Below are 12,572 nucleotides of genomic sequence, written 5' to 3' on the forward strand. Positions count from 1 at the left end.
CAGCAGGCTGTCGGCTGCGCAAATGGCGACTTGAGCCATCGGTCGCAAACTGTGACTCAATCGACACTGCCTTAACGGTCGCAAGCTAGGATTTGTTCAGGCCACGCGGATCAAAAAAACGCAGCCTACGGCACCTCCCACACAGGTATTCCTTTGGTCTGGAGACCTGATTCCGTTAAGATAGCCCGCTTTTTCAAGGTGGGAGTCAGGCAGCATGGCGCAGCAGTATCAACCGGGGCAACGCTGGATCAGTGACAGCGAAGCCGAGCTGGGTTTGGGCACCGTTCTGGCACAGGACGGCCGCTTGTTGACCGTGCTCTATCCGGCCACTGGCGACACCCGCCAGTACGCGCTAAGGAATGCGCCCCTCACCCGCGTACGGTTTTCGCCGGGTGACTCGATTACTCACTTCGAAGGCTGGAAACTGACCGTTCGCGAAGTCGACGATGTCGATGGCCTGTTGGTCTACCACGGCCTCAACGCGCAGAACGAAGTGGTTACCCTGCCGGAAACCCAGCTGTCGAACTTCATTCAGTTCCGCCTGGCCAGCGACCGTTTGTTCGCCGGGCAAATCGATCCGCTGGCCTGGTTCTCCCTGCGTTACCACACCCTCGAACACACCAGCCGCCAGTTGCAGTCCTCCCTCTGGGGCTTGGGTGGCGTACGTGCGCAGCCGATCGCGCACCAATTGCACATCGCCCGTGAAGTGGCCGACCGTATTGCACCGCGGGTATTGCTGGCTGACGAAGTAGGCCTGGGCAAGACCATCGAAGCCGGTCTGGTGATCCATCGCCAACTGCTCTCGGGCCGCGCCAATCGCGTGTTGATCCTGGTGCCGGAAAATCTCCAGCACCAGTGGCTGGTGGAAATGCGCCGACGCTTCAACCTGCAAGTCGCACTGTTCGACGAAGAGCGCTTCATTGAAAGCGATGCCTCCAACCCGTTCGAAGACACCCAGCTCGCGCTGGTGGCCCTGGAATGGCTGGTGGAAGACGAGAAGGCCCAGGACGCACTGTTCGCCGCCGGCTGGGACTTGCTGGTGGTCGACGAAGCGCACCACCTGGTATGGCACGAAGATCAGGTCAGCCCTGAATACTCGCTGGTCGAGCAACTCGCCGAAACCATTCCCGGCGTACTGTTGTTGACCGCAACGCCGGAGCAACTCGGCCAGGACAGCCACTTCGCCCGTCTGCGCCTGCTTGATCCGAACCGCTTCCATGACCTGCACGCCTTCCGCGCCGAGAGCGAAAACTATCGCCCGGTGGCCGAAGCCGTTCAGGAATTGCTCGACCAGGGCCGCCTGTCGCCGCAAGCGCACAAGACCATTCAAGGTTTCCTCGGCAACGAAGGCGAAGCCCTGCTGACCGCCGTCAACGATGGCGACACCGAAGCCAGCGCCCGTCTCGTGCGTGAGCTGCTGGACCGTCACGGTACCGGTCGCGTGCTGTTCCGTAATACCCGCGCCGCCGTGCAAGGTTTCCCGGAGCGCAAACTGCACCCGTACCCGCTGCCATGCCCGGACGAATACCTCGAACTGCCGTTGGGCGATCACGCCGAGCTGTACCCGGAAGTCAGCTTCCAGGCCCAGCCGGACGCCAATGAAGAAGAACGCTGGTGGAAATTCGACCCACGCGTCGAGTGGCTGATCGATCAACTGAAGATGCTCAAGCGCACCAAAGTGCTGGTGATCTGCGCCCACGCCGAAACCGCCATGGACCTGGAAGACGCCTTGCGCGTGCGCTCCGGCATTCCGGCCACGGTGTTCCACGAAGGTATGAACATCCTCGAGCGTGACCGCGCCGCCGCCTACTTCGCCGACGAAGAATTTGGCGCGCAAGTGCTGATCTGCTCGGAAATCGGCAGTGAAGGTCGCAACTTCCAGTTCTCCCACCACCTGGTGCTGTTCGATCTGCCGTCCCACCCGGACCTGCTGGAGCAACGTATCGGTCGTCTGGACCGGATCGGCCAGAAACACACCATCGAACTGCACGTGCCGTACCTGGAAACCAGCCCACAGGAGCGCCTGTTCCAGTGGTACCACGAAGCGCTGAACGCGTTCCTCAACACCTGCCCGACCGGCAATGCCTTGCAGCACCAGTTCGGCCCTCGCCTGCTGCCGCTGCTGGAAGAAGCCGACGACGGCGAGTGGCAAGCGCTGATCGACGAGGCCCGCACTGAGCGTGAGCGTCTGGAAGCCGAATTGCACACCGGCCGTGACCGCTTGCTGGAGCTCAACTCCGGTGGCGCTGGCGAAGGCGACGCGCTGGTCGAAGCCATTCTTGAACAGGACGACCAGTTCGCCCTGCCGATCTATATGGAAACCCTGTTCGACGCCTTTGGCATCGACAGCGAAGACCATTCGGAAAACGCGCTGATCCTCAAGCCGAGTGAAAAAATGCTCGACGCTAGCTTCCCGCTGGGCGACGACGAAGGCGTGACCATCACATACGACCGCAATCAGGCGTTGTCCCGCGAAGACATGCAGTTCATCACCTGGGAACACCCGATGGTCCAGGGTGGCATGGATCTGGTGCTGTCCGGCTCCATGGGCAACACCGCGGTGGCGCTGATCAAGAACAAGGCGCTCAAACCTGGCACGGTACTGCTGGAACTGCTCTACGTCAGCGAAGTGGTCGCCCCGCGCTCGTTGCAACTGGGCCGCTACCTGCCGCCCGCTGCACTGCGCTGCCTGCTCGATGCCAATGGCAACGACCTGTCGCCCCGGGTGTCGTTCGAGACCCTGAACGACCAACTCGAAAGCGTCCCGCGCGCCAGCGCCAACAAGTTCATCCAGGCCCAGCGCGATCAACTGACCCCGCGGATCAATGCCGGCGAGGACAAAATCTTCCCGCGTCATGCCGAGCGCGTGGCAGAGGCACAACGCCGCCTGGCCGCCGACACCGACGAAGAACTGGCACGCCTGACCGCGTTGCAAGCGGTCAACCCGACCGTGCGTGACAGCGAACTGGTTGCGTTGCGCAAACAACGCGAGCAAGGCCTGGCGATGCTCGACAAGGCGGCTCTGCGACTGGAAGCGATCCGGGTGTTGGTGGCGGGTTAAGTCCCCTGCTCCAACGCTAAAAAAAAAAAGGCCCGCAATACTGCGTAAGCTGTTCACTTAAGAGAACGTTAGCATCCTGTGGCGAGGGAGCTTGCTCCCGCTGGGCTGCGCAGCAGCCCCCTTCAGGGCCGCTTCGCGCCCCAGCGGGAGCAAGCTCCCTCGCCACAAGTACAGTGGTCGTCCTTAAGTGAACAGCAATACTGCGGGCCTTCTTTTTTGGATCTTATGCCGTCGCCACAGACCCCTCAGGCACAACCACCCCTCCCAATCCATCCTTCATCCGCTTGGCATCGCGCACAAAACACCGCGACGCCAACACCAGAAACACCATGGTGAAAAACAGCGCTACCGGAATCAGGTACATCGCGTCGTGCAGGCCGACGGCCTTGAACGCTTCGGTCATTTGCCCGGCGCCCGCGGCGAGCATCGCCGTGTGGGCGAAGTGGTCGGACAGTGCGCCGACAACCACCGGCCCCAACCCGCCGCCCAGCAGATACAACCCGGCAAAGAACAGCGCCATTGCCGTTGCCCGCAGACGCGGTTCGACCACGTCCTGAATCGCCGTGTATACGCAGGTGTAGAAGTTGTAGGCAAACAACCAGCCCAGGCTGAAAACCGCCACGAATACACCGATCTCGATCCGCCCCGAATGCAGCGCCCACGCCGTGCAGACCGTGGAGATGATCAGGCTGAACGCCGCAAACAGCAGGCGACCATTGGCGATTCGCTGATGAATCTTGTCGGCGACCCAGCCCCCCAGCGTCAGGCCGAACAAACCGGTCACGCCGACGATAACACCGGTCGCGACTGCGGCTTCCTGCAATGGCATCAGGAAGTAACGCTGCAGCATCGGCACCAGGAACGAGTTGCAGGCATAGGTGGCGAAGTTGAAGCACAGCCCGGCCATGACCAGCCACAGGAAGGTGGGTACCGCCAGCACCCGACGGATTGGCCGATCAACCTTTTCCTGGGAAACCTGCACGGTTTCCGCGGCGCCGCGCTTGGGCTCCTTGATGAAAAACATGAAGACGGCGAGGATCAGTCCCGGTACGGCGGCAATGAAGAACGGTGCGCGCCAACTGTCGAAGGCCTTGACCATCGCGCCGATGGTGAAGAACGCCAAGAGCAGGCCCAAGGGCAGGCCAAGCATGAAAATGCCCATGGCCCGTGCCCGACGGTGAGCCGGGAACAGATCGCCAATCAGCGAATTCGCCGCGGGCGCATAGCTGGCCTCGCCGATGCCGATGCCCATGCGCACGATCAGGAAACTCCAGAAACTTCCCACCATGCCGTTGACCGCCGTCAGCCCGCTCCAGGCTGCCAGCCCCCAACCCATCAGTTTTGCGCGCGAGCCGGTGTCGGCCATTCGCCCCAGAGGCAGGCCGGCAATGGCGTAGACGATTGTGAACGCGGTGCCGATGATCCCCAGTTGAAAGTCGCTGAGGTGCCATTCCATGCGGATCGGTTCGATAATGATGGCCGGAATGGTGCGGTCGAAAAAGTTGAACAGGTTGGCCAGGAACAGCAGGAACAGAATGCGCCAGGCATTCGCCGCTTGGGTCGAGTTCTGCATGGGTCCGTCTCTTTTATTGTTATGGGGCTTCACTGCCAGTGCATCCGAGCCCGGAACCTGCAATCTAGTCAGGCGCCCCACCGCTGTCTGTAATTATTCGTAAAGCTGATACCCAGCCATCGTCTCCGGCGCGGCCTGTGCAACATTTTATTTCCAAACGATCTAGGGTTCATTCCAAAAGGATTGCAGGACAATGTGCCACTATCGCTTGCGTTCCGTATGTGACCTCTATACTCCATGACATTCGCTGGCGTTGATTGCGCCAGCCAGGAAGTAATCGATGGGGCATGCTATGGAGTGGCTTGGTCTGCATTTCATTACCGAGCTGCCAGAGAGTGGGCAGGTCATACTCAACTGCATACATGACCCTTTTCTGGTGCTTTTGGCTTATCTGGTTGCCTGTGCTGGCAGTTTTGCCACGCTGGACATGGCCGAGCGGGTGGCTCATGCAGAAAAGAAGGCGTCACAGCGACTCTGGCGCTGGGTCGGCGCCGGATGCCTCGCGGGCGGAATCTGGGCCATGCACTTCATCGGCATGCTCGCATTCCAGGCACCGATAGATATCCACTACCAGTTGCCCATTACCCTCGCCTCGCTGCTGATCGCCCTGCTCGCTTCGTGGCTGGCGATGCACACCCTCAGCCTTGCGCAGTTGAGCTTCTGGCAATGTTTCAGGTCAGCCATCGGTGTCGGCCTGGGCATCGCCGCCATGCATTACGTGGGCATGTCTGCAATGAGTTCGCCGGCGCAGGCCTACTATCAACCGCTGTTGTTCGGCCTGTCGATCGTGATCGCTATCGGCGCCAGCATGGCGGCCCTGTTGCTGTCGAGTTACTTGCGCAACGAAACAGGGACGTTTCATCAACTGCTCAAGTACGGTGCCAGCCTGGTACTCGGGGCGGGGATCATCAGCATGCATTTCACCGGCATGGCTGCCTTCAATCTGGTGCTGCCCAGCGACAGCCTCCTGGCCCAGCCCGGAGAAAACAATCACTTTCAACTCGGCCTGACCGTAGCGATCATGACGCTGCTGATCATCGGTAGCAGTATCAGCGCGGCGCTGGCGGACAAAAAGTTGCAACACAAGGAACACGATTTGCAACGGGTCAACTCGTTGCTCAGCCAACTGGACCAGGCGCGCATGTCCCTGCAACAGGTGGCGCACTACGATCCATTGACCAACCTGATCAACCGTCGCGGTTTCAACCAGCTGTTCGCCGAGAAACTCAGCGAGAAAACCCACGAGGGCGGCAGGCTCGCGGTCCTGTTCCTCGATATCGACCACTTCAAGCGGATCAACGACAGCCTTGGCCACGATGCCGGCGATGAGTTGCTCAAGGTCATTGCCGGGCACATCAGAAGCTCCATACGCAGTCACGCCGATGTGGTGGCGCGCTTCGGTGGCGATGAGTTCTGCATCCTCATCGACCTGCATGATCGAGAAGAAGCGCGGCACATGGCCCAGCGCATCATGCAAAAAATGAAAGAGCCCATTGAACTTGCCGGACGGCGCATGGTGATGACCACCAGCATCGGCATCAGCGTGTTTCCGGAAGACGGCAAATCCTGCGAAGAGCTGTTGAAAAACGCCGACCTGGCGCTGTATCAGTCCAAGGGCAGCGGTCGCAACGGTCTGAATTTTTTCAGCGCCAATCTCAAGGCCCGCGCCACGCTGGAACTGCAACTGGAAGAAGAACTGCGTTACGCCCTGCGTGAAGACGCCGGCCTGATGCTCTATTACCAGCCGATCTACGACCTGAAAACCGGCCAGGTCAGCAAACTCGAAGCGTTGATTCGCTGGCAACACCCGACCCACGGCTTCCTCGCCCCGGACCGTTTCATCACCATTGCCGAAGCCAACGGCCTGATCACCGAACTGGACCATTGGGTATTGCGCAAGGCGTGTGAAGACTTGGGCGAGCTATCGCGGCAAGGCTGCGAGGTGCTGAGGATCGCCGTCAATTGTTCGCCCTTGAGCCTGGCCCGCGAAGAGTTGTCCTCCGAAATCGAACGGGCGCTGCGTGACGCCGGGGTCGCGCCGCAACGGCTGGAACTGGAAGTGACCGAGAACGCACTGATGGGCAACATCGCCGATACACTGGTGCTGTTGCGGCAGATTCGCGCCCTCGGCGTGTCACTGTCGATCGATGATTTCGGCACCGGTTATTCGTCCCTGGCGTATCTCAAGCGCTTGCCGTTGAACACTCTGAAAATCGACCGTTCGTTCATCCAGGACATTCCCAACTCGACTCAGGACATGGAAATTGTCCAGGCGATCATCGCCATGGCCCACACCCTGCACCTGGAGGTGGTCACCGAGGGTGTGGAAACCTTCGAGCAGTACCAGTTTCTTGAAGGCGCCAGTTGCGATTACGTTCAGGGTTACCTGCTCAGCCGTCCGGTACCGCTCGCCGAATTGCTCCCGGTGCTGAATGAAATCAATCAGCGCAAACACTCCTACTCAGTCACGACGCTGAGTCTGGTGCACGGTACATCTGCACTAATGTAGACGGGTCTTTTTCCAGATTCCCCTGGGCGCCGTGCAGGCGCATCAATTGCGCCGCCAGACCGCTGACCGGAGTTGCCGAGCCCTGTTCGCGGGAAAACTTCACCGCCGTGTCCAGGTCCTTGAGCAAGGTCCGCACGTGCCACTTCACCGGTTCGAAACGACTGTCGGCCATTTGAGGAGCCAGGATCTGCAGCGGCTTTGAATCGGCAAAGCCACCGGCCAGCGCTTCGGCGATCAAATTGGCATCGACACCCGAACGCTCTGCCAGGGCCACCACTTCGGCAATTACCAGCGCGTTGCAGGCAACGATCATCTGATTACAGGCCTTGGTCACTTGCCCGGCTCCGACCGCCCCCATGTGCGTCACGCGCTGGCCGAGGCTCAGCAATACCGGTTTAACCCGCTCAAGCGCCGCCCCATCGCCACCGACCATGATCGCCAGGCTGCCAGCCTGCGCCCCGACGACACCACCAGACACAGGCGCATCGAGCCAGCCCATGCCGGTTTTGCTGACGAGCTCAGCTGCCATTTCTCGCGTTGCCGTCGGTTCCAGGCTGGAAAAGTCCACCAGCAACTGGCCATTTTTCGCACCCTCGATCACTCCCGCGGTGCCGAATACCACCTCGCGCACCACCGCCGTGTCCGCCAGGCACAGCATCACCACGTCGGCGTGCTGACACAGTTCGGCCGGGGTCGCGACCTGACGTGCCCCGGCCTCGACCAGCGGCGCGCACTTGGCCGGATTGCGATTCCACACCGTCAGCGGGTAACCCGCCGCGAGCAATCGCTGGCACATCGGCAACCCCATCAAGCCAATTCCGGCAAAACCCAGCGAAGGTAGCATTGACATCATTTTGCCTCCTTTTGATTAAAGATCGCCAAATCTTGGCCGATTTATCATGACTTAGGAAAGGATTCCCCCGAGCGACGTTCAGGCCCCGGCACTGACGCTTGGGCCAAATACGCGCTGATAAAAGACGCGAGATCTTATTCCGTGACGGTTTGACGACAGCCTGTCGCCCGACCAACCAGCCCAGGTACATGGCGAACAATGACTTCTAAAAATAACCCGGCCACCGCGATTTCCGACCTGACGCTGAGCCCGGCGGCGAACAGCCCCGCACCGTCGAAGCCATTGCCGCCATCGCGCCCGCTGGCGAGCCAGCAATACCTGTACTTCACCGAAACCAATACCGACCGCATCCTCGACAACCTCGACGGCCTGCGCGACATGGTGTTCCCGCGTCCGCCCCACCTGGAAGGCGACAACGAACAGTACAGCGATCAGGAATTCCCGTCGGTGTGCCTGATCGGCCTGGGCCGCTGCGGTTCGAACATTGCGCTGGATGTCGCGGAGCTGGTGTACAACGCCCGCAAGTTCTACCTCAACGAATTCAACAGCGAAGATCGCCTGTCGCCGGACAAACGTTTTGCCGAAAAGGGCTACAGTCCGGCCCAGTGGATCCGCAACAACCTGCGCCTGGGCCAGAACAAAAACACCAAGCCGGTATTTCTGGTCGAGCCACTGGTGATGCTCGGCGACCTGGACAAAGACATCGCCGGTCGCATCCGCTTCTCGCGCAAAGGCGAAAAAAGCGGCTTCCTGCGCGATTACAGCAAAATGAAAATCATGGACTTGTCGGAAGTCCATGCCGGTGGCGCCGGTAACGCGCCGATTCTCGGCCAGTACCTGGCCAAGATCATCCTGAACAAGGACACCCAGCGTTTCTCCAGCCCTGACTGGAAAATGATTCACTCGTACCTGATCGACAGCTGCGGCATCAAGGCCAACCAGTCGCGCCTGTATTTCTCGATCTTCAGTGCTGGCGGCGGTACCGGTTCGGGCATGGCCTCGGAATTCGGCCTGGCCCAGCAGCACTCGTACATGAACAAGACGTTCGACACCAAACCGATGGACGAGCACGACAGCAAGAGCGGCCACTCCTTCGTCTTCGAACCGATCTTCACCAGCGGCATCTGCGTACTGCCGAACATTTCCGATCATCGCAGCGAAATGTCTGAAGCACTGCACATCAACGCCGGTCGCTTGCTGTGCAAATACCTGTCGGAGGAATGGGACTTCTCCTACAACTTCGCCAATGAAGACAGCAGCGAAGCGAGCGTCATGGGCCGTATCCGCCCATGGAACGCAATGATGCTGATCTCCAACGACATCATGCGTTATGCCGAGGAAAACGATGACGGCAACATCCAGAACATTGATGTCAATGCGATGGAAAAGCACGCCAATCAATACATTTCGCAGCAGATCTTCAACATTCTGACAGCGCAGGCGGTTACGACTGACTACGATCAGAACTATTTCCGCCGCGCCGGCATCGACATCGGCGAAACCATCCGCCTGGACGCCAACGACCTGTTCATGAGCCTGGCCGGCCCCGTGGCGATTGCCTATGCCGAATCCGTGGTGCCGGAAACCCCGCCGCCAAGCAGCGACAAATTCAAGGTCTTCGAGAAAGAGCCGCAGCGCCTGAACATCGACGACCTGTTCTTCCGCTCGATCGACCTGCCGCACTTCAACAAAGTCACCCAGGCCATCGAAGGCATCAGTCTGTTGCCGATCGAGTCCAAGCGTTATCGCGCATCGCTGGAGCAGTACAAGAATTCGGGTTATGACGCCGCCGCGCTGCACGACCTGCACTTCTTCAAGAACTGCTCGTCGGTGGTGTCGATCGTTTCCCTGCCGAAGGATTACAAGCTGTCGTACATGGACCTGAACCGGTTGAAGACACACCTCAACAGCCTGTTCCCCAACACCACGCTCAAGCGTTACGCGCTGGTTATCGGCGCCTCGGCCAACCTGTCGCTGACCACCCTGATCGCCAAGAGCCCGTGCCTGTCGGACGACTTCCTGACCCTGATCGTGGCGTTCATCAAACGTTGCTTCGCGAAAAACCCGTACCGCTTCGACGAGACGCTAGACAACTCGATCCTGGACTTCATCATCAATGAACACTTTGACGAGGACCTGATCGACGACCTGCTCAACGAATTCGAGAACCCGGCGAAGATCCTCGATACCAACTGGTATGCGATCAAACCGATGTACGAGAAGAAATACCGCGAGCTGATCAACGACAAGGACAAGTTCGTTTCGATCAACGATATCCGCCTGTCCCGGGATTGCGTGAAGAAGGCAATCAAGTACCTGCGCGAGATCTACCGTCATCGCATAGGCAAGACCAAGGTTATTTCGTTGAATAACCATACGGGTAAAACCGCCTACTAAGCGTCTCCAGATCGTTCCCATGCTCCGCGTGGGAATGCCTCATCGGACGCTCTGCGTCCGCTTGGGACGCGGAGCGTCCCTGGCTGCGTTCCCACGCAGAGCGTGGGAACGATCACAATTCACCACTTTCCAACATCCAGAAACAATTAAGCAGCCCTCAGGCTGCTCTCTCAACTGTTCCCGTTACGTTTACGTCACCGTGAGGCTGTGGCCTTTCTCTACGGCAACCTGCCATCACGCTACTCGGCTACACACTTTCGGGCGGTCACACCACGCACCATAAAGGTTCACGCTATCAGGACTGCGCCCTTTCCTGAATCATAATCCACGGCGAAACCACCACCGCCCACAGCTGCGGATCACGTTCAAAAAGATCCAGCGCCCGCGTTTCAGACAGCTTGGCGAGCTGGTCTTCGGCCAGCCAGGCAGCCACTTTCTCGCCTTCATCACTCGCTACGGCCTCTGCCGCGGCGATCAGATCCAGGCTCGCGTCGACCCATAATAGGGCACCCTTGGCAAAGAACGGCTCCAGTTCCTTCCAGGTAATAGATGCGGTTTCACCAAGCAGTTTGGCATAGAGGGTGCTAGGTTCTTCAGTCATGGGTCCGGTCCGGAAAAGAAATCGACGCAATGATAACGTCGGTGGTCTGGCAGAAAAACCCAGATGCAATTTGTGTCACTGAACGAAAAGAGCAGGAACGCCAAGGAATGCACGGAATCTGGCTATAAGCCTTTCAACGCCCCGCCGCAATTCTGTCTTTTTCTTTCAAAATAGCGACACCCCCAAGTTTTGCCCCCTGGCGCCAGCTTCCCAGGCTGACAATCGGCGCTCTACACTGTACCGGTACAGTTGCCGGGGGGCATTTCCGGGGGATGTCGTAGATATCTGACCCGGTTCTGCTGCCAACGGCGCCAGGACTATAAAAACTACAACAGTAAGAGTGGAGCACTATGACTAAGGCTACTAAGCAGATTTCCAAACTGTTTGCCGCTATGGTTCTGGCCGGGGTTGCCAGCCATTCGTTCGCAGCTGACACCATCAAGATCGGCATCGCCGGCCCCAAGACCGGCCCTGTAGCCCAATACGGCGACATGCAGTTCAGTGGCGCCAAAATGGCCATCGAACAGATCAACGCCAAAGGCGGCGTAGACGGCAAGAAACTCGAAGCCGTTGAATACGATGACGCCTGTGATCCAAAACAAGCCGTGGCCGTAGCGAACAAAGTCGTCAACGACGGCGTCAAGTTCGTGGTGGGTCACCTGTGCTCCAGCTCCACTCAACCGGCTTCGGACATCTACGAAGACGAAGGCGTGATCATGATCACCCCGGCTGCCACCAGCCCGGACATCACCGCCCGTGGTTACAAAATGGTCTTCCGTACCATCGGTCTGGACAGCGCCCAGGGCCCTGCCGCCGGTAACTACATCGCCGACTACGTCAAACCGAAGATCGTTGCTGTTTTGCACGACAAACAGCAATACGGTGAAGGCATCGCCACCGCCGTCAAAACCACTCTTGAGAAGAAAGGCGTGAAAGTCGCCGTGTTCGAAGGCGTCAACGCCGGCGACAAGGACTTCTCTTCGATGATCGCCAAGCTCAAGCAAGCCAACGTCGACTTCGTCTACTACGGCGGCTACCACCCGGAGCTGGGCCTGATCCTGCGTCAATCCCAGGAAAAAGGCCTGAAAGCCAAGTTCATGGGTCCGGAAGGCGTGGGTAACGACTCCATTTCGCAGATCGCCAAAGACGCTTCCGAAGGCCTGCTGGTGACCCTGCCGAAATCCTTCGACCAGGATCCGGCCAACGTTGCCCTGGCTGATGCGTTCAAAGCCAAGAAAGAAGACCCGAGCGGTCCATTCGTGTTCCCGGCCTACTCGGCTGTGACCGTGATTGCCGACGGTATCAAGGCTGCCAAGTCCGAAGACTCCGCCAAAGTGGCTGAAGCCATCCACAAAGGCACCTTCAAGACCCCTACCGGCGACCTGAGCTTCGACGAGAAAGGCGACCTGAAAGACTTCAAATTCGTGGTTTACGAGTGGCACTTCGGCAAACCAAAAACTGAAGCCAAGCCTCAGTAAGGCGCTGCCTGACTGACTGCCAACAAAGCCCACGGCGTGCCGTGGGCTTTGTTTTACGAATGTATCTGGGCCGCGCTGGCGTGATCCGCCAGTCTCCCCA

Annotated in this window: 7 protein-coding genes; 4 read left to right on the forward strand and 3 right to left on the reverse strand. The window is 59.1% G+C overall.

Annotated elements, in window-relative coordinates; translation table 11 throughout:
* Positions 1-214: 214 nt before the first annotated feature.
* Complete coding sequence (gene rapA / locus D8U73_RS09860) at positions 215-3,061, forward strand: RNA polymerase-associated protein RapA (protein ID WP_056856107.1); 2,847 nt, start codon at positions 215-217, stop codon at positions 3,059-3,061.
* Positions 3,062-3,284: 223 nt separating this feature from the next.
* On the opposite strand, the gene D8U73_RS09865 is transcribed toward rapA, so the two are convergent.
* Positions 3,285-4,634 (reverse strand): MFS transporter, encoded by a 1,350-nt coding sequence (locus D8U73_RS09865; RefSeq protein ID WP_130904361.1) that lies wholly within the window; start codon positions 4,632-4,634, stop codon positions 3,285-3,287.
* A 292-nt stretch (positions 4,635-4,926) separates the two neighbouring features.
* Here D8U73_RS09865 and D8U73_RS09870 point away from each other — a divergent pair, with 292 nt between their 5' ends.
* Positions 4,927-7,143, forward strand: coding sequence for a bifunctional diguanylate cyclase/phosphodiesterase (locus D8U73_RS09870; RefSeq protein WP_277751639.1), 2,217 nt, complete (start codon positions 4,927-4,929; stop codon positions 7,141-7,143).
* Here the strand turns inward: D8U73_RS09870 and D8U73_RS09875 are convergent.
* Positions 7,100-7,996, reverse strand: coding sequence for an NAD(P)-dependent oxidoreductase (locus D8U73_RS09875; protein ID WP_177435521.1), 897 nt, complete (start codon positions 7,994-7,996; stop codon positions 7,100-7,102). The two genes, D8U73_RS09870 and D8U73_RS09875, sit on opposite strands and share 44 nt — an antisense overlap.
* A 198-nt stretch (positions 7,997-8,194) precedes the next feature.
* Here D8U73_RS09875 and D8U73_RS09880 point away from each other — a divergent pair, with 198 nt between their 5' ends.
* Positions 8,195-10,393 (forward strand): hypothetical protein, encoded by a 2,199-nt coding sequence (locus D8U73_RS09880; protein ID WP_056856110.1) that lies wholly within the window; start codon positions 8,195-8,197, stop codon positions 10,391-10,393.
* Positions 10,394-10,688: 295 nt separating this feature from the next.
* Here D8U73_RS09880 and D8U73_RS09885 read toward each other — a convergent pair whose 3' ends face one another.
* Positions 10,689-10,994, reverse strand: coding sequence for a DUF2288 domain-containing protein (locus D8U73_RS09885; RefSeq protein WP_056856111.1), 306 nt, complete (start codon positions 10,992-10,994; stop codon positions 10,689-10,691).
* 350 nt (positions 10,995-11,344) lie between these two features.
* Here D8U73_RS09885 and D8U73_RS09890 point away from each other — a divergent pair, with 350 nt between their 5' ends.
* Positions 11,345-12,472, forward strand: a complete 1,128-nt coding sequence (locus tag D8U73_RS09890) for a branched-chain amino acid ABC transporter substrate-binding protein (RefSeq protein ID WP_056856112.1) — start codon at positions 11,345-11,347, stop codon at positions 12,470-12,472.
* Positions 12,473-12,572 lie beyond the last annotated feature (100 nt).

It is taken from the genome of Pseudomonas sp. Sample_22, from assembly GCF_004307635.1.
Taxonomy (GTDB): domain Bacteria; phylum Pseudomonadota; class Gammaproteobacteria; order Pseudomonadales; family Pseudomonadaceae; genus Aquipseudomonas.